This window comes from Streptomyces sp. NPDC048269 (assembly GCF_040652395.1).
In the GTDB taxonomy this organism is placed as follows: Bacteria; Actinomycetota; Actinomycetes; order Streptomycetales; family Streptomycetaceae; genus Streptomyces.
Window position 1 is genome coordinate 125824 of sequence record NZ_JBEZLW010000008.1, and the last position, 24325, is coordinate 150148.

General features: G+C 71.8%; 22 protein-coding genes and 1 pseudogene. 22 read left to right on the forward strand and 1 reads right to left on the reverse strand.

The features are described from left to right. The first annotated feature begins 361 nt into the window (after positions 1 to 361). From AB0D48_RS12050 to ftsH, 6 genes are all read left to right on the forward strand, one after another. Positions 362 to 1795 (forward strand): hypothetical protein, encoded by a 1434-nt coding sequence (locus tag AB0D48_RS12050; RefSeq protein WP_362394354.1) that lies wholly within the window; start codon positions 362 to 364, stop codon positions 1793 to 1795. A gap of 315 nt (positions 1796 to 2110) precedes the next feature. Then, positions 2111 to 3460, forward strand: coding sequence for an ammonium transporter (locus AB0D48_RS12055; protein WP_362394079.1), 1350 nt, complete (start codon positions 2111 to 2113; stop codon positions 3458 to 3460). Next, on the forward strand, positions 3457 to 3795 hold the full coding sequence (locus AB0D48_RS12060) for a P-II family nitrogen regulator (RefSeq protein ID WP_362394082.1): 339 nt from the start codon (positions 3457 to 3459) through the stop codon (positions 3793 to 3795). The genes AB0D48_RS12055 and AB0D48_RS12060 overlap by 4 nt, the downstream gene beginning before the upstream one ends. A gap of 17 nt (positions 3796 to 3812) precedes the next feature. Then, on the forward strand, positions 3813 to 6239 hold the full coding sequence (locus tag AB0D48_RS12065; protein WP_362394085.1) for a [protein-PII] uridylyltransferase: 2427 nt from the start codon (positions 3813 to 3815) through the stop codon (positions 6237 to 6239). A 178-nt stretch (positions 6240 to 6417) separates the two neighbouring features. Next, the gene (ffh, locus tag AB0D48_RS12070; protein ID WP_362394088.1) at positions 6418 to 7992 is read left to right on the forward strand and encodes a signal recognition particle protein; all 1575 of its coding nucleotides are present in this window, start codon (positions 6418 to 6420) and stop codon (positions 7990 to 7992) included. A 127-nt stretch (positions 7993 to 8119) separates the two neighbouring features. Then, positions 8120 to 10057: an ATP-dependent zinc metalloprotease FtsH gene (gene ftsH, locus AB0D48_RS12075; RefSeq protein WP_362394091.1), complete on the forward strand. Its 1938-nt coding sequence runs from the start codon at positions 8120 to 8122 to the stop codon at positions 10055 to 10057. Between the two features lie 13 nt (positions 10058 to 10070). On the opposite strand, the gene AB0D48_RS12080 is transcribed toward ftsH, so the two are convergent. Beyond that, complete coding sequence (locus tag AB0D48_RS12080) at positions 10071 to 10757, reverse strand: methyltransferase type 11 (RefSeq protein ID WP_362394094.1); 687 nt, start codon at positions 10755 to 10757, stop codon at positions 10071 to 10073. A gap of 131 nt (positions 10758 to 10888) precedes the next feature. On the opposite strand from AB0D48_RS12080, the gene proS reads away from it, so the two are divergent. The 16 genes and pseudogenes from proS (at position 10889) to dprA (ending at position 24211) form a co-directional block, all read left to right on the forward strand. Next, a complete protein-coding gene (gene proS, locus AB0D48_RS12085) occupies positions 10889 to 12301 on the forward strand; it encodes a proline--tRNA ligase (RefSeq protein WP_030227399.1) in 1413 nt (470 codons plus the stop codon). A gap of 191 nt (positions 12302 to 12492) precedes the next feature. After that, positions 12493 to 13089 (forward strand): hypothetical protein, encoded by a 597-nt coding sequence (locus AB0D48_RS12090; RefSeq protein WP_328927878.1) that lies wholly within the window; start codon positions 12493 to 12495, stop codon positions 13087 to 13089. Positions 13090 to 13679: 590 nt separating this feature from the next. Beyond that, positions 13680 to 14120 carry a 30S ribosomal protein S16 gene (rpsP, locus tag AB0D48_RS12095; RefSeq protein ID WP_030386406.1) on the forward strand — a complete coding sequence of 147 codons (441 nt, stop codon included), beginning with the start codon at positions 13680 to 13682 and terminating at the stop codon, positions 14118 to 14120. Between the two features lie 2 nt (positions 14121 to 14122). Then, positions 14123 to 14362, forward strand: a complete 240-nt coding sequence (locus AB0D48_RS12100; RefSeq protein WP_007266827.1) for an RNA-binding protein — start codon at positions 14123 to 14125, stop codon at positions 14360 to 14362. Between the two features lie 180 nt (positions 14363 to 14542). Further along, the gene (gene rimM / locus AB0D48_RS12105; RefSeq protein WP_362394100.1) at positions 14543 to 15121 is read left to right on the forward strand and encodes a ribosome maturation factor RimM; all 579 of its coding nucleotides are present in this window, start codon (positions 14543 to 14545) and stop codon (positions 15119 to 15121) included. Further along, on the forward strand, positions 15121 to 15942 hold the full coding sequence (trmD, locus tag AB0D48_RS12110; protein ID WP_362394103.1) for a tRNA (guanosine(37)-N1)-methyltransferase TrmD: 822 nt from the start codon (positions 15121 to 15123) through the stop codon (positions 15940 to 15942). The genes rimM and trmD overlap by 1 nt, the downstream gene beginning before the upstream one ends. A gap of 133 nt (positions 15943 to 16075) precedes the next feature. After that, the gene (rplS, locus tag AB0D48_RS12115) at positions 16076 to 16426 is read left to right on the forward strand and encodes a 50S ribosomal protein L19 (RefSeq protein ID WP_073911044.1); all 351 of its coding nucleotides are present in this window, start codon (positions 16076 to 16078) and stop codon (positions 16424 to 16426) included. A gap of 44 nt (positions 16427 to 16470) precedes the next feature. Further along, a complete protein-coding gene (gene lepB, locus AB0D48_RS12120) occupies positions 16471 to 17202 on the forward strand; it encodes a signal peptidase I (protein ID WP_362394106.1) in 732 nt (243 codons plus the stop codon). After that, positions 17195 to 18259, forward strand: a pseudogene (lepB, locus tag AB0D48_RS12125) (signal peptidase I); the annotation flags it as partial. The gene lepB (AB0D48_RS12120) and the pseudogene lepB (AB0D48_RS12125), both read left to right, overlap by 8 nt. Next, a complete protein-coding gene (gene lepB / locus AB0D48_RS12130; RefSeq protein WP_362394109.1) occupies positions 18207 to 19103 on the forward strand; it encodes a signal peptidase I in 897 nt (298 codons plus the stop codon). The pseudogene lepB (AB0D48_RS12125) and the gene lepB (AB0D48_RS12130), both read left to right, overlap by 53 nt. A gap of 43 nt (positions 19104 to 19146) precedes the next feature. Continuing rightward, complete coding sequence (lepB, locus tag AB0D48_RS12135; RefSeq protein ID WP_362394112.1) at positions 19147 to 19929, forward strand: signal peptidase I; 783 nt, start codon at positions 19147 to 19149, stop codon at positions 19927 to 19929. Further along, positions 19919 to 20425: an NUDIX hydrolase gene (locus AB0D48_RS12140; protein ID WP_362394115.1), complete on the forward strand. Its 507-nt coding sequence runs from the start codon at positions 19919 to 19921 to the stop codon at positions 20423 to 20425. The genes lepB (AB0D48_RS12135) and AB0D48_RS12140 overlap by 11 nt, the downstream gene beginning before the upstream one ends. Positions 20426 to 20480: 55 nt before the next feature. Continuing rightward, positions 20481 to 20789 carry a DUF2469 domain-containing protein gene (locus tag AB0D48_RS12145; protein WP_005311352.1) on the forward strand — a complete coding sequence of 103 codons (309 nt, stop codon included), beginning with the start codon at positions 20481 to 20483 and terminating at the stop codon, positions 20787 to 20789. Between the two features lie 109 nt (positions 20790 to 20898). Further along, positions 20899 to 21270, forward strand: coding sequence for a YraN family protein (locus AB0D48_RS12150; RefSeq protein ID WP_362394118.1), 372 nt, complete (start codon positions 20899 to 20901; stop codon positions 21268 to 21270). Continuing rightward, a complete protein-coding gene (locus AB0D48_RS12155; RefSeq protein ID WP_362394121.1) occupies positions 21270 to 22901 on the forward strand; it encodes a YifB family Mg chelatase-like AAA ATPase in 1632 nt (543 codons plus the stop codon). The genes AB0D48_RS12150 and AB0D48_RS12155 overlap by 1 nt, the downstream gene beginning before the upstream one ends. Before the next feature lie 161 nt (positions 22902 to 23062). Continuing rightward, positions 23063 to 24211 carry a DNA-processing protein DprA gene (gene dprA, locus AB0D48_RS12160; protein ID WP_362394124.1) on the forward strand — a complete coding sequence of 383 codons (1149 nt, stop codon included), beginning with the start codon at positions 23063 to 23065 and terminating at the stop codon, positions 24209 to 24211. Positions 24212 to 24325 lie beyond the last annotated feature (114 nt).

A 24325-nucleotide genomic window follows, 5' to 3' on the forward strand; every position in this document is an offset into this window, starting at 1 on the left:
ACTCCTCGCCGCGTGCGCCCCTGGCGCACTCCAGTCCAACCGATCCGTTTTCGCCTTGTGTCAAGTGAATCGCGCCTGGCGGGTGGCGAGTTCATTCGAAGGGGTGGCGAATGGTGGCGATTCCACGATCGACCTCGCGGGAGGGGTGATCGTAGGATTACTTTCGGTACACGAACCCCGGAGGCAGACCCGTCCATGGGTATGCCGGAGGCAATGCGTGAAGGACTTGTGAAGGTCCGCGGCGGCGTTCGCCGCTTCTGCCAGGGTTTCGTGTGGAAGATGCTGAGCGGATGGGGGCGTTCCAGTGAGCGGCAACGACGCAAGCGGAACGAGCGACGAATGTGCTGACCGCAATGATCAGCTGACGTCATGGTTCGTCCGCAGCGGCTGGTCGAAGGGCGAGCTCGCCCGCCAGGTCAACCGCCGCGCCCGCCAGATGGGCGCCCACCACATCAGCACGGACACCTCCCGGGTGCGCCGCTGGCTGGACGGCGAGCAGCCCCGCGAGCCCGTCCCGCGGATCCTCTCCGAGCTGTTCTCGGAGCGCTTCGGCTCCGTGGTCGCCATCGAGCAGCTCGGCCTGCGCACCGCTCACCAGACCCCCTCCGTCTCCGGCGTCGACCTGCCCTGGGCGGGCCCGCAGACCGTCGAACTGCTCGGCGAGTTCTCCCGCAGCGACCTGATGCTGGCCCGCCGCGGCTTCCTCGGGACCTCGCTCGCCCTCTCCGCCGGCCCCGCCCTGATCGAGCCCATGCAGCGCTGGCTCGTCCCGGCCCCGGCCACCGACCCGGGACCGCGCGCGGCGGGATCGGCGGGCGCCCTCGGCGGCCACCGCCCGCCCCGGCTCTCCGAGCCCGAGCTGTGCCTCCTCGACGCCACCACCGTGATGTTCCGCCAGTGGGACGCCCAGTGCGGGGGCGGACTGCGCCGCAAGGCCGTGGTGGGCCAGCTCCACGAGGTCACCGACCTGCTCCAGGAGAACCACCCGGCCCCCGTCATGAAGCGGCTCTTCAAGGTCGCCGCGGAGCTCGCCGAACTGGCCGGCTGGATGAGCTACGACATCGGCCTGCACCCCACCGCGCAGAAATACTTCGTCCTCGCGCTGCACGCCGCGAAGGAAGCCGGGGACAAGCCGCTCGGCTCGTACATCCTCTCCGGCATGAGCCGCCAGATGATCCACCTGGGCCGCCCCGAGGACGCGCTGGAACTCATCCACCTCGCGCAGTACGGCAGCCGCGACTGCGCCGGCCCGCGCACCCAGGCCATGCTGTATGCGATGGAGGCCCGCGCCTACGCCAACATGGGTCAGCCCAGCCGCTGCAAGCGGGCGGTGCGGATGGCCGAGGACACCTTCGGCGACGTCGGCATCGGGGGCGAGCCCGAACCCGACTGGATCCGCTTCTTCTCCGAGGCCGAGCTGAACGGCGAGAACTCACACTCGTACCGGGATCTGGCCTACGTCGCCGGGCGCAGCCCCACGTACGCCTCCCTCGCCGAGCCCGTCATGGAGCGGGCCGTCGAACTCTTCGAGAAGGACGAGGAGCACCAGCGCTCCTACGCCCTCAACCTCATCGGCATGGCCACCGTGCACCTGCTCCAGCGCGAGCCCGAGCAGGCCACCGTCCTGGTCGGCCGGGCCCTCGACGTGGCGGGAAAGGTTCGGTCCGAACGGGTGAACACGCGCCTGCGCAAGACCGTCGACACCGCCGCCCGTGAGTACGGTGACGTCGCCGACGTGATCCGGCTCACCGACCTCCTCGCCGCCCGGCTCCCCGAATCCGCGGAAGCCGTCTAGCGGCCCGGGCGGCCGCCCCCAGGACCCCGGCCGCGGCAGTAACCCCGTGAAGCCCGATCAGGCTCCCCCAGCCAGGACTCCGGGTCACAGCCGCGGCCGGTTCACATGAACCACTCGTTCATGGACGCGTAACACGCACGACCTCTTCGTCACGGGCGCGAAACACCCAGCGGCGCCCCCGGAAACCGGCCTGCGCGAATCTCAGGGGCATTAACCGGCCAGTCCCGGCCAGCCCCCCACCCGGCCGGACCCCTTAACGCCGCTCAGGTTTTCACATCGCCCGCACGCGAACGTACCGACGACGAGGAGACGCCGATGGCATCAGCCATCACGACCCTCGCGGCAGACGCCCCGACGCTGTCTGCCGCGAACACCGGGTTCATGCTCATCTGCTCCGCCCTGGTCATGCTGATGACCCCGGGACTCGCCTTCTTCTACGGAGGCATGGTCCGCGTCAAGAGCAGCCTCAACATGCTGATGATGAGCTTCATCAGCCTCGGGATCGTCACGATCCTCTGGGTCCTCTTCGGCTTCAGCCTCGCCTTCGGCACCGACTCCGGCTCGCTCATCGGCTGGAACTCCGACTACGTGGGCCTCAGCGGCATCGGCATCACCGAGCTCTGGGACGGCTACACCATCCCGGTCTACGTCTTCGCCGTCTTCCAGCTGATGTTCGCCGTCATCACCCCGGCCCTGATCAGCGGCGCCCTCGCCGACCGCGTCAAGTTCAGCGCCTGGGCCCTGTTCACCGCCCTGTGGGTCACCGTCGTCTACTTCCCCGTCGCCCACTGGGTCTGGGGCGCCGGCGGCTGGCTGTTCGAGCTCGGCGTCATCGACTTCGCCGGCGGCACCGCCGTCCACATCAACGCGGGTGCCGCCGCCCTCGGCGTGATCCTCGTCATCGGCAAGCGCGTCGGCTTCAAGAAGGACCCGATGCGCCCGCACAGCCTCCCGCTGGTGATGCTCGGCGCCGGTCTGCTCTGGTTCGGCTGGTTCGGCTTCAACGCGGGCTCCTGGCTCGGCAACGACGACGGCGTCGGCGCGGTCATGTTCGTCAACACCCAGGTCGCCACCGCCGCCGCCATGCTCGCCTGGCTCGGCTACGAGAAGCTGCGCCACGGCTCCTTCACCACCCTCGGCGCCGCCTCCGGCGCGGTCGCCGGCCTCGTCGCCATCACCCCCTCCGGCGGCGCGGTCAGCCCGCTCGGAGCGATCGCCGTCGGCGCCATCGCCGGTGTGCTCTGCGCCATGGCGGTGGGCCTCAAGTACAAGTTCGGTTTCGACGACTCCCTCGACGTCGTCGGCGTCCACCTCGTCGGCGGTGTCGTCGGCTCCCTGCTGGTGGGATTCTTCGCCACCGGCGGGGTCCAGTCCGACGTCGCCGGCCTCTTCTACGGCGGCGGCCTGGAGCAGCTCGGCAAGCAGGCCATCGGAGTCTTCTCCGTCCTCGCCTACTCTCTCGTGGCGTCCGCGCTGCTCGCCTTCCTCCTCGACAAGACGATCGGGATGCGGGTCACCGAGGACGACGAGGTCTCCGGCATCGACCAGGTCGAGCACGCCGAGACGGCCTACGACTTCAGCGGAGCCGGCGGCGGATCCTCCTCGCGGAGCACCGCCGTCCCCACCACCCCCGCTGCCGCCGCGAGCAAGAAGGTTGACGCATGAAGCTGATCACCGCGATCGTCAAGCCGCACAAGCTGGACGAGATCAAGGAAGCCCTCCAGACCTTCGGAGTCCAGGGGCTCACGGTCACCGAGGCCAGCGGCTACGGCCGCCAGCGCGGCCACACCGAGGTCTACCGCGGCGCCGAGTACACCGTGGACCTCGTACCCAAGATCCGCATCGAGGTGCTCGTCGACGACGCCGACGCCGAAGAGGTGATCCGGGTCATCGTGAGCGCCGCCGCAACCGGCAAGATCGGTGACGGCAAGGTGTGGAGCGTCCCCGTGGACTCGGTGGTCCGGGTCCGCACCGGCGAGCGCGGCGCTGACGCGCTCTAGGTGACGGGAGCCTCTGGGTGACGAGCGTCGAAGAGAACACGGACCACACGGCCGACTCGGGACCCAGCGGATACGCCGCGGCCCGGCTGCGACTCCTCCAGGAGGAGTCGCGGTCCGGGCCTTCGCGGCGTTCCGCCCTGGCCGGGCTGACCGACGAATGGCTGACCGCCCTGTTCACGACGGCCGTACAGGAGACGGGCGTACGCGGCGCCGCCCTGGTGGCCGTCGGCGGCTACGGGCGGAGCGAGCTCTCCCCGCGCAGCGACCTCGACCTGGTGCTGCTGCACGACGGCAAGGCCGAGCCGCGGGCCCTGAGCGCGCTGGCCGACCGCCTCTGGTACCCCGTGTGGGACCTGGGCGTGGCCCTCGACCACTCCGTACGGACCCCCGGCGAGGCCCGCAAGACCGCCGCCGAGGACCTCAAGGTGCACCTCGGACTGCTGGACGCCCGGCCGGTCGCGGGCGACGCGGGCCTCCTCGCCGGGCTGCGGACCTCCGTACTGGCCGACTGGCGCAACCAGGCGGCCAAACGGCTCCCGCAGCTGCACGCCCTGTGCCGGGACCGGGCCGAGCGGGCCGGAGAGCTGCGCTTCCTGCTCGAACCCGACCTCAAGGAGGCCCGCGGCGGACTCCGGGACGTCACCGCGCTGCGGGCGGTGGCGGCGTCCTGGCTGGCCGATGCCCCGCGCGAAGGTCTCGCCGATGCCCGGCGCCGGCTCCTGGACGCGCGGGACGCCCTGCACCTGGTGACGGGCCGGGCCACCGACCGGCTCTCGCTCCAGGAACAGGACCAGGTCGCGGCCCAGCTCGGACTGCTCGACGCGGACGCGCTGCTGCGCGAGGTCTACGAGGCCGCGCGGGTCGTCGCGTACGCCGGTGACGTGACCTGGCGGGAAGTCGGCCGGGTCCTGCGGGCCCGTGCGGCCAAGCCGAGGCTGCGGGGGCTCCTCGGCACCCGCGGAGCGCCCGCCGTCGAGCGGGCCCCCCTGGCCGAGGGGGTCGTGGAGTCCGACGGCGAGGCCGTACTGGCGCTGGCCGCGCGGCCCGACCGGGATCCCGTACTGCCGCTGCGGTTCGGCGCGGCCGCGGCGCAGGCAGGACTCCCCGTATCGCTGCACGCCCTGCGCAGGCTCGCGGTCCAGGCCAAGCCCCTCCCGGTGCCGTGGCCCGCCGAGGCCCGGGAACAGCTGCTCACCCTGCTCGGCGCGGGCGAGCCGACCATCGCCGTCTGGGAGGCCATGGAGGCCGAAGGCCTGATCACACGGCTGCTGCCCGACTGGGAACGGGTACGGTGCCGGCCACAGCGCAACCCCGTCCACACCTGGACGGTGGACCGCCACCTCATCGAGACCGCGGTACGCGCCTCGGCCCTCACCCGCCGGGTCGGCCGCCCCGACCTGCTGCTGATGGCCGCCCTCCTGCACGACATCGGCAAGGGCTGGCCGGGCGACCACTCCGTGGCGGGCGAGACGATCGCGCGCGACGTCGCCCTGCGGGTCGGCTTCGACGCGCGGGACATCGACGTACTGGGGACGCTCGTACGGCACCACCTGCTGCTGATCGACACCGCGACCCGGCGCGACCTGGACGACCCGGCGACCGTCCGCACGGTCGCCGAGGCCGTGGGGTCGGTGGGCACGCTGGAGATACTGCACGCCCTGACGGAGGCGGACGCCCTGGCCACCGGCCCGGCCGCGTGGAGCGCCTGGCGGGGATCGCTGGTCGCGGACCTCGTCGCGCGGGTCGCCGCCGTGCTGCGCGGCACGGCCCCGGCGGCGCGCGAGCCGGAGATCCCGACGACCGAAGAGGAACGCCTGGCGGTGGAGGCGCTGCGCACCCGGGAGCCGGTGCTCGCGCTCCACGCCCGCCACGAGGAGGACGCGGTCGGCGTGGAACTCGTCGTGGCCGTCCCCGACCAGCCGGGGGTCCTCCCGGCCGTGGCCGGGGTGCTGGCCCTGCACCGGCTCACCGTCCGGGCGGCCGACCTGCGGTCCATGGAGCTCCCGGACCGGCTGGGGGAGGTCCTGGTGCTGCGCTGGCGGGTGGCCGCGGAGTACGGCTCGCTGCCGGAGGCCGCGCGGCTGCGTACCGACCTGGTCCGCTCCCTGGACGGCTCGCTGGACGTCCCGGCCAGGCTGGCCGACCGCGAGGCGGCGTACCCGCGCCGGCGCGGGGTGGTCCCGCCGCCGCCGCGGGTCGCGGTGGTCCCGGACGTCTCCGCGCTGGCCACCGTCCTGGAGGTCCGCGCGCCCGACGCGGTGGGGCTGCTGCACCGGATCGGGCGCGCGCTGGAGGCGGGCGGGGTGCGGGTGCGCAGCGCGCACGTCTCGACGCTCGGCGCGAACGCGGTGGATACCGTGTACGTGGTGGACGGCGACGGCAAACCACTTCCCGCGCGGCAGGCCGCGGCCCTGGCGGGCTCGGTGCAGGTGGCCCTGTCGTAAACCTGCGTCGCCGGGGCCAGGCCCCGGACCCCCGCTCCTCACACGCCGGAGGGGCGGGGCAGGCGCGGGGTCCGGGGCTGAGCCCCGGGAAAAACTGCCCGCAGGGCCGGGCCGGTGGCGCGGCCCGATACCCTGGGGGACGACCACAACGCCCCCGACCCGAGGAATCGCGACCACCGTGTTCGATACGCTCTCCGACCGCTTGGCGAATACCTTCAAGGGCCTGCGCGGCAAAGGCCGGCTGTCCGAGGCTGACATCGACTCCGCGGCCCGGGAAATCCGTATCGCCCTCCTCGAGGCCGACGTCGCCCTCCCGGTCGTCCGCTCCTTCATCGCGAACGTCAAGGAGAGGGCCCGCGGCGAGGAGGTCAGCAAGGCGCTGAACCCCGGCCAGCAGGTCCTCAAGATCGTCAACGACGAGCTCGTGACGATCCTCGGCGGCGAGACCCGGCGGCTGCGCTTCGCCAAGACCGCCCCCACCGTGATCATGCTGGCCGGTCTCCAGGGTGCCGGTAAGACCACCCTCGCCGGAAAGCTCGGCCTCTGGCTCAAGGGGCAGGGCCACACCCCGCTGCTCGTCGCGTGCGACCTCCAGCGCCCCAACGCCGTCAACCAGCTCTCCGTCGTCGCGGACCGCGCGGGCGTCGCGTTCTACGGGCCCCAGCCCGGCAACGGCGTCGGCGACCCGGTCCAGGTCGCGAAGGACTCCGTCGAGTACGCGCGCACCAAGCAGCACGACATCGTCATCGTCGACACCGCCGGCCGCCTCGGCATCGACGCCGAGCTGATGCAGCAGGCCGCGGACATCCGCGACGCCGTCAGCCCCGACGAGATCCTCTTCGTCGTCGACGCCATGATCGGCCAGGACGCGGTCAACACCGCCGAGGCCTTCCGCGACGGCGTCGGCTTCGACGGCGTCGTGCTCTCGAAGCTCGACGGCGACGCCCGGGGCGGTGCCGCGCTCTCCATCGCGCACGTCACCGGCAAGCAGATCATGTTCGCCTCGAACGGCGAGAAGCTCGACGAGTTCGACGCCTTCCACCCGGACCGCATGGCGGGCCGGATCCTCGACATGGGTGACATGCTCACCCTCATCGAGCAGGCCGAGAAGACCTTCTCGCAGGCCGAGGCCGAGAAGATGGCGGCCAAGCTCGCCAAGGGCCCCAAGGAGTTCACGCTCGACGACTTCCTGGCCCAGATGGAGCAGGTCCGCAAGATGGGCTCCATCTCCAAGCTCCTCGGCATGCTCCCCGGCATGGGTCAGATCAAGGACCAGATCAACAACATCGACGAGCGCGACGTGGACCGCACCGCCGCGATCATCAAGTCGATGACCCCGGCCGAGCGCCAGGACCCGACGATCATCAACGGCTCGCGCCGCGCCCGTATCGCCAAGGGCTCCGGCACCGAGGTCAGCGCCGTCAAGTCGCTCGTGGAGCGGTTCTTCGACGCCCGCAAGATGATGTCCCGCATGGCTCAGGGCGGCGGCATGCCGGGGATGCCCGGCATCCCCGGGATGGGCGGCGGCCCCGGCAGGCAGAAGAAGCAGGTCAAGCAGGCCAAGGGCAAGCGCAAGAGCGGCAACCCGATGAAGCGCAAGGAAGAGGAGGCCGCAGCCGCGGCCCGCCGCGAGCAGGGCCCGCAGGCGATCGAGCCCGCGGCCGGCGGCAACCCCTTCGGTCTTCCGGCGGGCGGCGGCCAGCCGGGTCAGGATTTCGACCTTCCGGACGAGTTCAAGAAGTTCATGAAGTAGCACCTACGCGGGTACGCGAGCGTTGGCCCCGGCTGTGTCCACACAGCCGGGGCCTTCTGCTTCTGCCCGGGCAATGGGCGGATTTGTCGCTTATGGTCGGCCGGGAGGATGGCCGAAGGAGGCGCCCGTGCCCAGCCCCAGCTCCGTACCGCCGCGCGACCGGGCCGATACGCCCTGGCGCTCGGAGGGCGCGCCACCCGCCCCCGCACCGAAGAAGAGGATGCCGGGCGGCTGGCGGTGGCTGATCCTCGCCGCCCTGATCGTCTACTTGATCACCAACGTGGTGCTGTCCTTCTTCAACGAGGGCGACGAGCCGACGATCTCGTACACCGAGTTCAGCAAACAGGTCGCGAACGGCAACGTCTCGAAGATCTACTCCAAGGGCGACGCCATCCAGGGCCAGCTGAAGACCGAGCAGCCGCTGCCCGACGGGGACAAGGGCGACTACACCAAGTTCGTCAGTCAGCGGCCGGCCTTCGCCGACGACGACCTGTGGGCCGACCTCACCAAGCAGAACGTGATCGTGACGGCCTCCCCGGTCGTCGAGCAGCGCAGCTTCCTGGCCAATTTGCTGCTCTCCCTCGCCCCGATGCTGCTGCTGGTCCTGTTGTGGGTCTTCGTCGCCCGCCGCATGCGCGCCGGGATGGGCGGCATGGCCGGGCTGGGCCGCAAGGCCCCGCCCAAGCCGGTGGAGCTGGAAGCGGGCGCCGAGCGCACCACCTTCGAGGACGTGGCGGGCATCGACGAGGTCGAGGGGGAGCTCAACGACGTCGTCGACTTCCTCAAGAACCCGCAGCACTACCGGAGGATGGGCGCCCGGATGCCCGGCGGGGTCCTGCTGTCCGGACCGCCCGGCACCGGCAAGACCCTCCTCGCGCGGGCGGTCGCGGGCGAGGCCGGGGTCCCGTTCTTCTCCGCCTCCGCCTCCGAGTTCATCGAGATGATCGTCGGCGTGGGGGCCTCCCGGGTCCGTGAACTGTTCACCGAGGCGCGCAAGGTGGCCCCCGCGATCATCTTCATCGACGAGATCGACACCATCGGCCGGGTGCGCGGCGGCGGTGCGGCGATGGGCGGCCACGACGAACGCGAACAGACCCTGAACCAGATCCTGACCGAGATGGACGGCTTCTCCGGTTCGGAGGGCGTCGTCGTCCTGGCCGCCACCAACCGGGCCGACGTCCTGGACCCGGCCCTGACCCGCCCCGGCCGCTTCGACCGCACGGTGGTCGTCTCCCCGCCCGACCGCGGCGGCCGCGAGGCCATCCTGCGCATCCACACCCGGGACATCCCGCTCGCCGAGAGCGTCGACCTGGCCCAGGTGGCCCGTACGACTCCCGGAATGACCGGCGCCGAACTGGCCAACCTGGCCAACGAGGCGGCGCTGCTGGCAGTCAAGCGGCAGCAGGACAAGGTCACCCAGTCCGACCTGTCCGACGCCCTGGAGAAGGTCCAGCTCGGCGCGGAACGGTCCTTGGTCATGCCGTTGGAGGAGCGCCGCCGTACGGCCTACCACGAGAGCGGCCACGCCCTGCTGGGCATGCTCCAGCCGGGCGCCGACCCGGTCCGCAAGATCACCATCGTCCCCCGGGGGCGCGCGCTCGGCGTCACCCTCTCGACCCCGGACGCGGACCGGTACGCGTACACCGAGGAGTACCTCCGCGGCCGCATCATCGGCGCGCTGGGCGGCATGGCCGCCGAGCACACCGTCTACGACGTGATCACCACGGGCGCCGAGAACGACCTCGAACAGGTCACCAACATCGTCCGCGGCATGGTCGGCCGCTGGGGCATGAGCAACCGCGTCGGCAAGCTCACCGCCATCCCCGCCGACGGCCAGGGCCCGTACGGCCTGTCCGCGGCCCCCGCCACTCTCGACGCGGTCGACCACGAGATGCGGCGGATCGTGGACGAGTGCTACGAGGAGGCCTGCCGCCTGCTGCGCGAGCACCGGCCGAAACTCGACGCCCTGGCCGAGGCCCTGCTCGCCGCCGAGACCTTGGACGAGGCGGCCGCGTACGAGGCCGCCGGCATCCCGCGTCTGACGAAGGGCCACGGCACGGACTGAAGAGGACGCCGGATCACGCCACCCGGGCGATCACGTACCGGAAGATGTTCGGCAGCCACACAGCTCCGTCGGGTCGCTCGAACGGGTGAAGGGCCTCGGCCAGTTCCTTCTCCGCGAGCGCGGGATCGGCCGCGCCGTCGAAGAGCCCCGTCGACAGCAGCCCGCGCACGGCGCTGTCCACATCCGCGTACCCGAACGGGCAGAACACCCGCCCCGACCCGTCCGGCCGCAGCCCGGCCCGCTCCACGAGCGCGTCCAGGTCCCGGGGCACGGGACCGCCGCCCAGGACCGCCGGCACCGTGCACCGTTCCGCGGGCCCCCAGTCGGCCAGCACCACCGCCCCGCCGCGCCGGACCGCGGACTGCGCCCGGGCCAGCGCCGCCGGGGCCGGTGAGAAGGCCAGCAGGACGTCGTACGGGCGGGACGCCATCGGCGGCGCCGGCGGAGCCGGCAGCACCTCCAGCAGCCGCTCACGGGCCAGCGCCCGGCGCGCCGGATCCGCCTCCACGCCCGTGGCCACGGCTCCCCGCCCGGCCGCGAGCAGCAGGGGCAGCCCGGCCCCGCAGTCGAGGCCCAGCAGCCGGTCACCCGGCCCGATCTCCAGCCGGTCGTAGACCGCCTCGTACAGCGGTACCAGCATCCGTTCCTGGATCTCCGCCCAGTCCCGGGCGACGAGCGTCGCCGTCGGCGTCGGTGTCATCGAAAGAGCGCTCCTGATTCCATGTCGCCCCCTTGCCCCCGTTGACAGAGAACTCCCCATCGGCCCCCGCGTCCAGAGGAGCGTGCCACCCGATTCACGCATCGAGCGCCGGGCGCCGTACCATTCGCGCCATGGCAAAGGCACCCGTTCTCACCCCGCAGGCGGAGGATTTCCCCCGCTGGTACCAGGATCTGATCAACAAGGCCGAGCTGGCCGACAACGGTCCGGTCCGCGGCACCATGGTCATCCGACCGTACGGCTACGGCCTGTGGGAGCGGATGCAGCAGGAGATGGACGCGCGCATCAAGGACGCGGGCGCCCAGAACGCGTACTTCCCGCTCTTCATCCCGCAGTCGTACCTGACGAAGGAAGCCGAGCACGTCGAGGGCTTCGCCCCCGAGCTCGCGGTCGTCACGCACGGCGGTGGCAAGGAGCTGGAGGAGCCGGTCGTCGTCCGGCCCACCTCCGAGACGATCATCAACGACTACTTCTCCAAGTGGGTCCAGAGCTACCGCGACCTGCCGCTGCTGATCAACCAGTGGGCCAACGTGGTCCGCTGGGAGATGCGCCCGCGCGTGTTCCTGCGTACGAGCGAGTTCCTGTGGCAGGAGGGCCACACGGCCCACGCCACGTACGAGGACGCCCGCGACTACGCCGCCCGGATCCACCGCGACGTCTACGGCGACTTCATGACGAACGTGCTCGGCATCGACGTCGTCCTCGGCCGCAAGACCGCCAAGGAGCGCTTCGCCGGCGCCATCAACACCCTCACCCTCGAGGGCATGATGGGCGACGGCAAGGCCCTGCAGCTGGGCACGAGCCACGAGCTCGGCACCAACTTCGCCAAGGCCTTCAACACGCAGTACCTGTCGAAGGAAGGCAAGCAGGAGCTCGTGTGGCAGACCTCGTGGGGCGTCTCGACCCGCATGGTCGGCGGCCTGATCATGTCCCACGGCGACGACAACGGCCTGCGGGTCCCGCCGCGTCTGGCCCACGTCCAGGTCGTCGTCATGGCGATCAAGGGCGACGAGGCCGTCGCGAAGGTCCGCGAGCTCGGCGCCCAGCTGAAGGCGGCCGGCATCCGCGTGCAGGTCGACGACCGGGTGGACACCCCCTTCGGCCGCCGCGCCGTGGACTGGGAGCTCAAGGGCGTACCGGTCCGCATCGAGATCGGCCCGCGCGACTTGGAGGCCGGCACCGCGATGCTGGCCCGCCGGATCCCGGGCGGAAAGACCCCGGTGCAGATCGACGCGCTCGCCGACCTGCTCCCCAAGGTGCTGGACGAGGACCAGGCGCAGCTGCTGCGCGAGTCCCGCGAGCGCCGTGAGGCCCGTACCTCGGACGTCTCGACCATCGAGGAGGCCGCCGAGGCCGCCGTCGCCGGAGGCTGGGCGCGGATCCCGTGGGCGGACCTCGGTCCGGAGGGCGAGGCGAAGCTGGCCGAGCAGGCCGTCTCCGTGCGCTGCCTGATCGCCGCCGACGGGTCGGTTCCGGAGGCGGACGACGCCCCCGGTACCCTCGCGATCGTCGCGCGCTCCTACTAGAGCGGCTCTTGCGCCCCGGCGTGCGGCCTGTGCCGTGCGCCGGGGCGTAGTCGTCGTTACGTACCGACTCCTCCTGAGATCGACGCACCCGTCCTCCTCAGGACGCATGAGACTGAACTGACTGGTACGTGCAAAAAATTTGGAATGGCCCGGAATCGGAACACCGGGGCACCCCGCGTCGTTGTCACGACGTGAGCACGACACCCCCTGTTCTCGCCGCAGAGCTGGCGCAGGCGTGGGCCGATATTCAGCGGTACCACCCCGAGCTGCCTGACCTTGCCGCGCCCGAGTCCCTGATCGGAGAGTCCTCGTCCGCCTGCGGCGCCGAGCTCTCCTTCGAGCGACTGCTGCACGAGGCAGTCCACGGCATCGCCGCCGCCCGCGGAGTCCGTGACACCTCGCGCGCCGGCCGCTACCACAACCGCAGATTCCTCGCGATCGCCGAGGAGATGGGGCTGGACCACTCCGAAGAGCCGCACGCCAGCAGCGGCTTCTCGCTGGTCACGCTCAACCCCGAGGCGAAGCGGCGCTACCGCCCCACGATGGAGCGGCTCCAGCGCGCGCTGAAGGCGCACACGGCCGCCACGGCCGCCGACACCAAGCGCAGCTTCCGGGGACCGGCCGCCCGGCACGGGTCCTCCGGAGGCGGCGTGCGCGTCAAGGCGGTCTGCGACTGCGGGCGCAACGTCCGCGTGGTCCCTTCCGTGCTCGCCCAGGCGCCGATCGTGTGCGGTGGCTGCATGAAGCCCTTCCGCATCCCCGAGGTGGCCATCGCAGCGGCCTCCTGACCGCCGCCCGCCGTTGCCGGGGTCCGGCGGACGCTCACGCTCGCGCGGCACCCCCACGCGGCCGTCCCCGCGGGGGCGCCGCCCCTGGGTATGACCGCCGCTGCGAGCTGCGCGCTCCCGCCCCGGCGCCGCCAACGGGGCAGCGCACGCCCCGCCTGCGGCGCACCGCACCGGCTGGCGCCGTCTCGAGTTGGGCGGACCGCGTCCGGCTGGCGGCTCCTCGCCTCGTGCGGCAGGTCGCACGGGTGGTGGCGCGGGCGCGCCTCCAGCAGGGCCGCGTCGCTGCGCCCGTGGCATGGCGCGCCACCGCGGCAGGGATCGGGGCCCGGGCCCGACCGCGTGGCCGCAGGCCGCGTAGGGCTGGCGCCGGCGTGGCGGGGCTGGGATCGGCCGCGCCCGCAGGGCGGAGGTCGAGCCACCCCGCCCGGCTGAGCCCGCCGCAGGCGTATGGCACAATGGCTAGCTGTACTCGACAGTCGCATAGGACCCCTCTCTCCTCCGGCTGACGCGTCCATCGGGCACCCGAGTACCGCAACCCCACGTGGCATCTCATGTGCCCAACCACGTCAAGTTCAGGAGACACCACTCCAGTGGCAGTCAAGATCAAGCTCAAGCGCCTCGGCAAGATTCGCCAGCCGCACTACCGCATCGTCGTCGCCGACGCCCGCACCCGCCGGGATGGTCGCGCGATCGAGGAGATCGGTATCTACCACCCGACCTACAACCCGTCGCGCATCGAGGTCAACGCCGAGCGTGCGCAGTACTGGCTGTCCGTCGGCGCCCAGCCCACCGAGGCTGTGCTCGCCATCCTGAAGCTGACCGGTGACTGGCAGGCCCACAAGGGTCTCCCCGCCCCCGCGCCGCTCCTGCAGCCGGAGACGAAGGAGAGCAAGCGTCGCTCCTTCGACGAGTTCGCCAAGGCCCTCGAGGGCATCGGCGAGGGCAAGGGCGAGGCCATCACGCAGAAGGCCAAGAAGGCCGACAAGAAGGCGGACGAGGCTGAGGCCGCCGCCGAGTCGACCGAGGCCTGATCATGCTCGAGGAGGCTCTTGAGCACCTCGTGAAGGGCATTGTGGACAACCCCGACGACGTGCAGGTCGCCTCGCGCAACCTGCGTCGCGGGCAGGTGCTCGAGGTCCGGGTCCACCCCGACGACCTCGGCAAGGTGATCGGCCGCAACGGTCGCACCGCGCGTGCTCTGCGTACCGTCGTGGGCGCCATCGGCGGCCGGGGAATCCGCGTCGACCTCGTCGACGTGGACCAGGTCCGCTGAGACCGCGTCCATTGCAAGAGTGAACCACCGGCACGGGCCGGGGAGGGCGCTGGTCGCCCGCCCCGGCCCGAGTCGTTTGTGCCCACGGGCAAGAGCAACCTTTGATTGAGTAACCACGACGGAGAGGAACCACCTCCGCGAGAGCGGCGGCGGTTTAGCCGCAAAAAGGGGCGAGACACAGTGGAGCTGGTAGTCGCGCGGATCGGCCGCGCCCACGGGATCAAGGGTGAGGTCACCGTCGAGGTGCGGACGGACGAGCCGGAGCTGCGGCTCAGCCCCGGTGCCGTACTCCGGACGGAACCCGCGTCGGCGGGACCGCTGACCATCGAGACGGGCCGGGTGCACAGCGGCAGGCTGCTCCTCCGCTTCGAGGGCGTCAAGGACCGCACCGGCGCCGAGGCGCTGCGCAACATCCTGCTGATCGCGGACGTGGACCCGGAGGAGCTGCCGGAGGAGCCCGACGAGTACTACGACCACCAGCTGATGGACCTGGACGTGGTCCTCGCCGACGGCACCGAGATCGGCCGGATCACCGAAATCTCGCACCTGCCCTCGCAGGACCTCTTCATCGTCGAGCGGCCGGACGGCTCCGAGGTGATGATCCCCTTCGTCGAGGAGATCGTCGCCGAGATCGACCTGGAGGAGCAGCGCTGTGTCATCACCCCGCCGCCCGGGCTGATCGACGAGCGCGAAGCGATCATCGTCTCGACCCGGGACGAGGACTCCCAGGACTCCAAGGGTTCCGGGGAAGAAGCCTGATGCGTCTCGACGTCGTCACGATCTTCCCCGAGTACCTGGAGCCGCTGAACGTCTCCCTCGTCGGCAAGGCCCGCGCCCGCGGCCAGCTCGACGTACACGTCCACGACCTCCGGGACTGGACCTACGACCGGCACAACACCGTCGACGACACCCCGTACGGCGGCGGTCCCGGCATGGTCATGAAGACCGAGCCGTGGGGCGAGGCACTGGACGCGGCGCTGGCCGACGGCTACGAGGCGGGCGCACACGGGCCCGTCATGGTCGTCCCCACCCCCAGCGGCCGGCCCTTCACCCAGGCACTGGCCGTCGAGCTTTCCGAGCGGCCCTGGCTGATCTTCACACCGGCGCGGTACGAGGGCATCGACCGTCGCGTCATGGACGAGTACGCCACGCGCATGCCGGTGTACGAGGTCTCCATCGGCGACTACGTCCTGGCGGGCGGCGAGGCGGCCGTACTGGTCGTCACCGAGGCCGTGGCCCGCCTCCTCCCCGGGGTGCTCGGCAACGCCGAGTCGCACCGCGACGACTCCTTCGCCCCCGGCGAGATGGCCAATCTGCTGGAGGGGCCCGTCTACACGAAGCCCCCCGAGTGGCGCGGCCGGGGCATCCCGGAGGTACTGCTCAGCGGCCACCACGGGAAGATCGCCCGCTGGCGCCGGGACGAGGCCTTCACCCGGACCGCACGGAACCGCCCCGACCTGATCGAGCGCTGCGAGGCCTCCGCCTTCGACAAGAAGGACCGGGAGATCCTCTCCATCCTGGGCTGGAAGCCGTCCCCCGACGGCCGATTTTGGCGCAGGCCCCAAGCCGTGGAAGAATAGGCGGCTGCTGTGTGCTCGCGGACGCCCCTGCCACAGGGGGACCGTCGTCCGCCGGGTCCCACGGCTCCCGAATTCTCTACGGAAACCCGCATCGGCGACCTGTGGCGTCATGCGAAGAAAGCAGACGAAGAACATGTCTCACCTGCTCGATGGCGTCAACGCCGCCGCGCTCCGCTCGGACGTCCCGGCCTTCCGCCCGGGTGACACGATCAACGTGCACGTCCGCGTGATCGAGGGCAACCGCTCCCGTATCCAGCAGTTCAAGGGTGTCGTCATCCGCCGCCAGGGCGCCGGTGTCTCCGAGACCTTCACCGTTCGCAAGGTCTCCTTCAGCGTCGGCGTGGAGCGTACCTTCCCGGTCCACTCCCCGATCTTCGAGAAGATCGAGCTCGTCACCCGCGGTGACGTGCGCCGCGCCAAGCTGTACTACCTCCGTGAGCTCCGCGGCAAGGCCGCGAAGATCAAGGAGAAGCGCGACAACTGAGGTCCCCTCCGGGGTCACGGGGTGGCCGGATAGGCTCGCCCCCGATGGACACCGAAGCACCTCACACGCAGCGCGGCCACTCTTCCCCCGGCGAGGGGGAGGGGCGGTCGCGTTTCGCGTTTTCGCGGACGGGGACGTGGCGGCCGCGGCTGACCTGGCGGCGGGCCGGCGTGCTCGGCGTGATCTGCACCGTCTTCCTGTTGCTGCTCAGCAACTTCGTGGTCCAGCCCTTCCTGATTCCGAGCCGCTCGATGGAGCCGACGCTCGAAGTCGGTGACCGAGTGCTGGTCGACAAGCTGGCGTACCGTTTCGGCGATCAGCCGCGCCGCGGCGACCTGGTGGTCTTCGACGGCACCGGGTCCTTCGTACGGGAACGCCCGGCGGGCCGGCCGGTCGCGGAGGCCCTGCACGGCGCGGCCTCGGCGCTCGGGCTCGCGGAGCCGTCCGACACCGACTTCGTCAAGCGGGTCGTGGGCGTCGGCGGCGACGACGTGGTGTGCTGCGACGCGGGCGGGCGCATCGAGGTCAACGGCGTCCCGCTGGAGGAGCCGTACCTGTACCCGGGGGACGCGCCCTCGAAGGTGCCCTTCCGGATCGTCGTACCGCTTGGGACCCTGTGGGTGATGGGTGACCATCGTTCCCAGTCCCGGGACTCGCGGGACCACCTGGGAGAACCGGGCGGGGGGATGGTGCCGGTGGAGAAGGTGATCGGGCGGGCCGCGTGGATCGGCTGGCCCGTCTCGCGCTGGGGCACGGCCGGGGGCGGGCATGGGTAGCCGCGGGCGGCCGCGCGGCAGACGGGGGCGCGAACCGGATTGGGAATCCGAGTGGGAGCCGGAGCCCGAGCCGGAGCCCGAGCCCGAGCCGGAGCCGGAACCCACCCCGGTGGCGCCGGGCGGCCGGGCCGAGCGGCGCAGGCTGGCCCGCCGGGTGCGGCGCCGCCGCCGTACGCGCCGGGCCGGCGAGCTGCCCCTGCTGGTGGCCGTGGCGCTGTGCATCGCCCTGGTCCTCAAGACCTTCCTGGTGCAGGCCTTCTTCATCCCGTCGGGCTCGATGGAACAGACCATCCAGATCGGCGACCGGGTGCTGGTGGACAAGCTGACCCCGTGGTTCGGCTCCAAGGTCGAGCGCGGCGACGTCGTCGTGTTCAAGGACCCCGGCGGCTGGCTCAAGGGCGAGGCCGCCCGGCCCGCTCCGGACCCGGTCGGTGTCAAGCAGATCAAGCAGGCCCTCACCTTCATCGGACTCCTGCCCTCGGCCGACGAGCAGGACCTGATCAAGCGCGTCATCGGCGTCGGCGGGGACACCGTCATGTGCTGCGACGCGAGGGGCCGGGTCACCGTCAACGGCTCGCCGCTCGATGAGCCGTACGTGAACGCGGGCAACGCGCCCTCGGACATCCGCTTCGAGGTGCGGGTGCCGACGGGCCGGCTCTTCGTGATGGGCGATCACCGGGCGAACTCGGCCGACTCCCGCTACCACCTCGATGAGGCCTTCGACGGCACGATCGACGAGAACGGGGTCGTGGGCGAGGCCGTGGTAATCGCGTGGCCGTTCGAGCACTGGCGCCGGCTGGAGACGCCCGCGACCTTCCGGACAGTGCCCGATCAGGCACGACGCGAGGCACGTGGGCGTCGTCGGCGCCGCCGGGGCACGTCGTTCGCATAGTGTGTCCTGGGTCTCCCGCGCCTTAGGGAACTCCCGCTCGTTAAGGGAGGGGAGGGCCCGTGTCCGATCCGGAGCGGGCGGCGAATCCGAGTGAGGAGTGGATGTGGGGGATGTGGCGGTAGGCGCACGTTCCGGACGCGACGAGGGCGAGGAGCGGCCGGACGACGCCGTCGAGGGCGAAGCCGAGGACGGCGGTACCGCGGCGCGCCCGCACCGCTCGTTCTGGAAGGAGCTTCCGCTCCTGATCGGCATCGCGCTGCTGCTGGCCCTGCTGATCAAGACCTTCCTGGTGCAGGCGTTCTCGATCCCGTCCGACTCGATGCAGGACACCCTGCAGCGCGGGGACCGGGTGCTGGTGGACAAGCTGACCCCGTGGTTCGGCTCCGAGCCCGAGCGCGGTGAGGTCGTGGTCTTCCACGACCCCGCGAACTGGCTGTCCGGAGAGCCCACCCCGGAGCCGAACTTCGTGCAGAAGGCCCTCAGCTGGATCGGCCTGATGCCGTCCGCCGAGGAGAAGGACCTGATCAAGCGGACCATCGCCATCGGCGGGGACACGGTCGAGTGCAAGAAGGGGGGACCGGTCGTCGTCAACGGCAAGGAGCTCAACGAGCCGTACATCTTCCCCGGCAACACCCCTTGTGACGACGCCCCGTTCGGCCCGATCACCGTGCCCAAGGGGAAGATCTGGGTGATGGGCGACCACCGGCAGAACTCCCAGGACTCCCGCTACCACATGCAGGACTCCACCCAGGGGTTCGTGCCGGTCGACAAGGTCGTCGGACGGGCCGTGGTGATCGCGTGGCCGATCAACCGCTGGTCCACCCTGCCGATCCCCGACACCTTCGACCAGCCGGGCATCGGCAACCAGACCAAGGCCACCGCGCTCGGCCTCGGCGCCTCGGGGCTGGCCCCGGTCGGTCTCGGTCCGGCCGCGCTGGGGCTCACCGGCGCTGTGCCGCTCGTCATGTGGCGGCGGCGGAGGCTGACCAGCGGGCGTACCGCCGGGTAGGGTGCCGCCCAGGTCGACGATCCCGAGGTGTGGGGGCGCTGCAATGGGCGGAACACAAGCAATGCGCAGTGGCAAGGACGGCCACGGTGGTCTCGGCAGCGTGCTGTCGGGCATCGCCGTGGCCATCGGCTTTGCGCTCTTCCTCGGCGGTTTCGTGTGGGGGGCGCTCGTCTACCAGCCCTACACCGTGCCGACCGACTCGATGATGCCCACCGTGGTGCCCGGGGACCGGGTGCTGGCGCAGCGCATCGACGGCGGTGAGGTGCGCCGCGGCGACGTGGTCATCTTTACTGATTCCATGTGGAGCGATTCGCCCATGGTCAAGCGGGTCGTCGGCATCGGCGGCGACACCGTGAAGTGCTGCGGCGCGGGCGGTGAGCTGACCGTCAACGGCACGGCACTCGACGAGCCGTACATCGACGCCACCAAGCCCGACTCGGGGCTTCCCACCCCGCCCGGGCAGGCCCCGGCCCCCGGCACCCCCTTCGAGGTGACGGTGCCGGAGGGCAACCTCTTCCTGATGGGCGACCGCCGGGCCGCCTCCCTGGACTCCCGGGCGCATCTCCAGGAGGCCGGACAGGGAACCGTGCCCCGCTCGACCGTCAGTGCCCGCGTCGACGCCCTGGCCTGGCCCTCCATGAAGATGCTGGAGCGGCCGGCGACGTACGCCGGGCTGCCCGGCGGAGTCTCCCGGCCCGGGCCGCTGCGGCTCCAGCTGGCGGCCGTGGCGGTGGGCGCCGCCCTCGTGGTCCTGGGGGCCGCGTACGGGCCGCTCGTACGGGTTCTCGGGCGCGGCCGTCGGCGGGAGCGGGCCGGTGTCCGCTGAAGCGGCCGCGACGCCGGTCCCCCGGAAGGTGTCGCGGGTGATCCTGCTGGACCCGGCGGACCGGATCCTGCTGCTGCACGGCTTCGAACCGGCGAACCCCGCGGACGCCTGGTGGTTCACCCCGGGCGGCGGCCTGGAGGGCGACGAGACCCGGGAGCACGCCGCGCTGCGGGAACTGGCGGAGGAGACGGGGATCACACAGGTGGAACTGGGGCCCGTCCTGTGGCACCGGTACTGCTCGTTCCCCTTCGACGGGCGCCGCTGGGAGCAGGACGAGTGGTACTTCCTGGCCCGTACCGCCCAGACGGCGACCGAGATGGGCGGCCTCACCGAGCTGGAGCGGCGCAGCGTCACCGGAGCCAGGTGGTGGACCTCCGAGGAACTTCTCGCGGCCCATGAGACGGTGTACCCGACCAGACTCGCCGAGCTGCTCCGGACGCTGCTCGACGATGGTCCTCCGGGTGCGCCGGTGGCCCTGGCCCCGGAAATCGTTTAGGGGCGCATGGGCCTGGCGCACAATAGGGGGACGCACGGCTGAAGGGGAACATGCCATGAGTGCCGAGGACCTCGAAAAGTACGAGACCGAGATGGAGCTGAAGCTCTATCGGGAGTACCGCGACGTCGTCGGGCTGTTCAAGTACGTGATCGAGACCGAACGTCGTTTCTACCTCACCAACGACTACGAGATGCAGGTGCACTCGGTCCAGGGGGAGGTCTTCTTCGAGGTCTCCATGGCCGACGCCTGGGTCTGGGACATGTACCGGCCGGCCCGGTTCGTCAAGCAGGTGCGGGTGCTGACCTTCAAGGACGTGAACATCGAGGAGCTCAACAAGAGCGACCTCGAACTGCCGGGCAGCTGAGTTTCCTCCGTCGTACGGGTGACCGGGTTATCCACAACGGCGGAGTTTTCCACCAAGATCTACAGGGTGGGCGGGGGCGCGGGATCGTCGGTACCGGAGGTGGTGCCGGATGAACGCGAAGGGCGTGGCACAGCAGGCATTGGGGCGGTACGGCGAGGAGCTCGCGGCGCGGCGGCTGACCGAGGCCGGGATGACCGTGATCGCGCGGAACTGGCGGTGCCGCAGCGGGGAGATCGACATCGTCGCCCGGGACGGTGACGCCCTCGTGGTGTGCGAGGTGAAGACCCGCCGGGCGGGGGACTTCGAACATCCGATGGCCGCCGTACGGGCGGGCAAGGCCGAGCGCTTAAGGACGCTCGCCGGGCGCTGGCTCGCCGACCACGGCGGGCCACCCCCGGGCGGGGTGCGCATCGACCTCGTCGGAGTCCTGCTGCCGCGGCGCGGTGCGCCCCTGGTGGAGCACGTCCAGGGGGTGGCCTGATGGGGTTCGCCCGAGCCTGTTCGGTGGCCCTGGCGGGCGTCGACGGCGTGGTGGTGGAGGTCCAGGCCGACCTGGAGCCCGGGGTCGCGGCCTTCACCCTGGTGGGACTGCCGGACAAGACCCTGGTGGAGAGCCGGGACCGGGTGCGGGCCGCCGTGGTCAACTCGGGTGCGGCCTGGCCGCAGAAGAAGCTCACGGTCGGGCTCAGTCCCGCCTCCGTACCGAAGTCGGGAGCCGGCTTCGATCTTGCTGTCGCGGTCGCCGTGCTCGGCGCCGCCGAGGTGGTCGACCCGGGCGCGATCGCCGACCTCGTACTCATCGGGGAGCTGGGGCTGGACGGCCGGGTGCGGCCGGTCCGGGGGATCCTGCCGGCGGTGCTCGCCGCGGCCGAGGCCGGTTACCGGCACGTGGTGGTGCCGCAGCAGTGCGCCGCCGAGGCCGCGCTCGTGCCGGACGTCACGGTGCTCGGGGTGCGCAGCCTGCGCCAGCTCATCGCGGTCCTGACCGACGGGGTGGTCCCGGAGGAGGATCCCCCGGACCCACCGGGCCGCCCGGACCCGATACTGGCCGGCCTGGTCCTCCCGGGCGCAGGCCTGGGTACGGGCCTGTCCCAGGGCGGTCCCGGCCGGCGGGACTCGGACTTTCCCGACCTCGCCGACGTGGCCGGGCAGCACCACGCACGCCGTGCCCTGGAGGTGGCGGCCGCCGGGAACCACCACCTCTTCCTCAACGGACCTCCCGGAGCGGGCAAGACCATGCTCGCGGAGCGACTGCCGTGGCTGTTGCCGCCGCTGACACGGCAGGAATCCGTGGAGGTCACGGCCGTCCACTCGGTAGCGGGCATCCTGCCGCCCGGAGAGCCGCTCGTCGCCAGAGCGCCCTACTGCGCGCCGCACCATTCGGCGACCATGCAGTCCTTGGTGGGAGGGGGGAACGGGATTCCCAGGCCGGGGGCAGTCTCCCTGGCGCACCGGGGCGTGCTGTTCCTCGACGAGGCCGCCGAGTTCCACAGCCGGGCACTGGACGCGCTGCGACAGCCCCTCGAATCGGGGCACGTGGTCATCGCCCGCGCCGCGGGGGTGGTACGACTGCCCGCCAGGTTTCTGATGGTGCTCGCCGCGAACCCCTGTCCCTGCGGACGGCACACCCTGCTCGGAACCGGCTGCGAGTGCCCGCCCTCGGTCATCCGGCGCTACCAGGCACGGCTGTCCGGGCCGCTGCTCGACCGGGTGGACCTGAGGGTGGAGGTCGAGCCCGTGACCCCGTCCGACCTGCTGGGACAGGGCGGCCGAGGGGAATCCACCGCGGTGGTCGCCGACCGGGTTCGCGAAGCCAGGGATCGCGCCGCAGTCCGGCTCGCCGACACCCCGTGGCGGCTCAACTCGGAAGTGCCCGGTCAGGAGCTGCGCACGCGATGGCAGGCGGCCCCCGGGGCGCTGGCGCAGGCGGAGCGGGATCTGGAGCGCGGGCTGCTCACCGCGCGGGGACTGGACCGGGTGCTGAGGGTCGCCTGGACCGTTGCCGACCTGCGCGGGCGGGACCGGCCCGAGGCCTTGGACGTGGCCGTCGCCCTGGAGCTGCGGACCGGAATCGCCCGTGGGGCGACGCTGGCGGCGGGGGCCAGGTCGTGACCGGGGCCGAGAGCGAGCCCGGGACCGGGGCCGGCTTCGGGGCCGGGGCCGACACCGTCCCCGGACCCGGGTCCGTCCCCTTCCTCGTCCCTGCCCCTGTCCCCGGGTCCGTACCCGGTTCCGTCCCCGGGTCCGGAGCCGGGGACGAGGAGGGGGATCGGTTGGCGAGGGCGGCGTTGACGCGGGTGCTGGAGCCCGGGGACGAGCGGGGCGGGAGGTGGCTGCGGGAATACGGAGCCGTCGGGCTGATGCGGATGCTGACCGGGCCCGAGGCGGAGGTGGGCGTTCCGGCCGGGGTGGGGGCGGAGCGGTTCGCCGGGTACCGCAGGCGGGCGGAGCTGGCCGACCCCCGGCGGGACCTGGAGCTGGCCGCCGCGTCGGGGAGCCGGTTCGTGTGCCCCGGATCGGCGGAGTGGCCGACCCAGCTCGACGACCTCGGTGACGCCCGGCCCGTCGGGCTGTGGCTTCGGGGGCGGCCCAACCTGCGGACCTGGGCGCTGCGCTCGGTCGCCGTGGTCGGGGCCCGGGCATGCACCCCGTACGGCGCGCACATGGCCCAGACCCTGGCCGCCGGGCTCGCCGAGCGCGGCTGGGTCGTGGTCTCGGGAGCCGCGTACGGCATCGACGGCGCCGCCCACCGCGGGGCCCTCGCCTCGGGCGGCGCCACGGCGGCGGTACTGGCCTGCGGGGTGGACGTCGCCTATCCCCGCGGCCACGCCGGGCTCCTCGGCCGGATCGCCGGCCAGGGACTCGTCATGGGGGAGCTGCCGCCCGGGAGCCACCCCACCCCCAGCCGGTTCGTCCTGCGCAACCGGGTCATCGCCGCCCTCACCCGCGGCACGGTGGTCGTGGAGGCCGCCCACCGCAGCGGATCCCTGGTCACCGCCCGGCGGGCCCAGAAGCTCGGGAGGTTCACGATAGGCATCCCCGGTCCCGCCACCAGCGGGCTCTCGGCCGGGGTGCACGAACTGCTGCGGGGCGAGGCCGTGCTCGTCACCGACGCGGCGGAGGTGGCGGAACTGGTCGGCTCCATTGGCGAGCTGGCCCCCGAGCGGCGCGGCCCCGTGTTCGCCAGGGACCTGCTGGACCCCGACACGGCCCGGGTGCTCGAAGCACTGCCGGCCGGCCGCCCGGTTCCCGTGGAGCAGGTGGCACTTGCCTCCGGCAACGGCGTCGATGAAGTCATCGGCAGACTGTACGAACTTCACTCTCTGGGGTTCGTCGAACGGCAGGGCGACGGCTGGCAGTTGAGCGGACGAACACGTGAAGGAGGCACAGAAACCGGAACCACCCGGCGAGGCGTTCGTTGACCTGGAGCGTTCCGGTGAAAGAGTGAAACCGATGAGAGACGCGGTCCTCCCGGTGGCAGTCGCCGGGACCGTGCGCCAGGCGCCGGTCCCGGGTCGCCCGCGCGAGTCGGGTCG

What these genes read in the sequence shown, in the direction of transcription:
- AB0D48_RS12055 (WP_362394079.1), top strand. Translation starts at nt 2,111, where the DNA reads ATGGCATCAGCCATCACGACCCTCGCGGCAGACGCCCCGACGCTGTCT.
- AB0D48_RS12060 (WP_362394082.1), top strand. Translation starts at nt 3,457, where the DNA reads ATGAAGCTGATCACCGCGATCGTCAAGCCGCACAAGCTGGACGAGATC.
- AB0D48_RS12080 (WP_362394094.1), bottom strand. Translation starts at nt 10,757, where the DNA reads ATGACACCGACGCCGACGGCGACGCTCGTCGCCCGGGACTGGGCGGAG.
- proS (WP_030227399.1), top strand. Translation starts at nt 10,889, where the DNA reads ATGGCAAAGGCACCCGTTCTCACCCCGCAGGCGGAGGATTTCCCCCGC.
- AB0D48_RS12100 (WP_007266827.1), top strand. Translation starts at nt 14,123, where the DNA reads ATGCTCGAGGAGGCTCTTGAGCACCTCGTGAAGGGCATTGTGGACAAC.
- trmD (WP_362394103.1), top strand. Translation starts at nt 15,121, where the DNA reads ATGCGTCTCGACGTCGTCACGATCTTCCCCGAGTACCTGGAGCCGCTG.
- rplS (WP_073911044.1), top strand. Translation starts at nt 16,076, where the DNA reads ATGTCTCACCTGCTCGATGGCGTCAACGCCGCCGCGCTCCGCTCGGAC.
- lepB (WP_362394106.1), top strand. Translation starts at nt 16,471, where the DNA reads ATGGACACCGAAGCACCTCACACGCAGCGCGGCCACTCTTCCCCCGGC.
- lepB (WP_362394112.1), top strand. Translation starts at nt 19,147, where the DNA reads ATGGGCGGAACACAAGCAATGCGCAGTGGCAAGGACGGCCACGGTGGT.
- AB0D48_RS12145 (WP_005311352.1), top strand. Translation starts at nt 20,481, where the DNA reads ATGAGTGCCGAGGACCTCGAAAAGTACGAGACCGAGATGGAGCTGAAG.
- AB0D48_RS12150 (WP_362394118.1), top strand. Translation starts at nt 20,899, where the DNA reads ATGAACGCGAAGGGCGTGGCACAGCAGGCATTGGGGCGGTACGGCGAG.
- AB0D48_RS12155 (WP_362394121.1), top strand. Translation starts at nt 21,270, where the DNA reads ATGGGGTTCGCCCGAGCCTGTTCGGTGGCCCTGGCGGGCGTCGACGGC.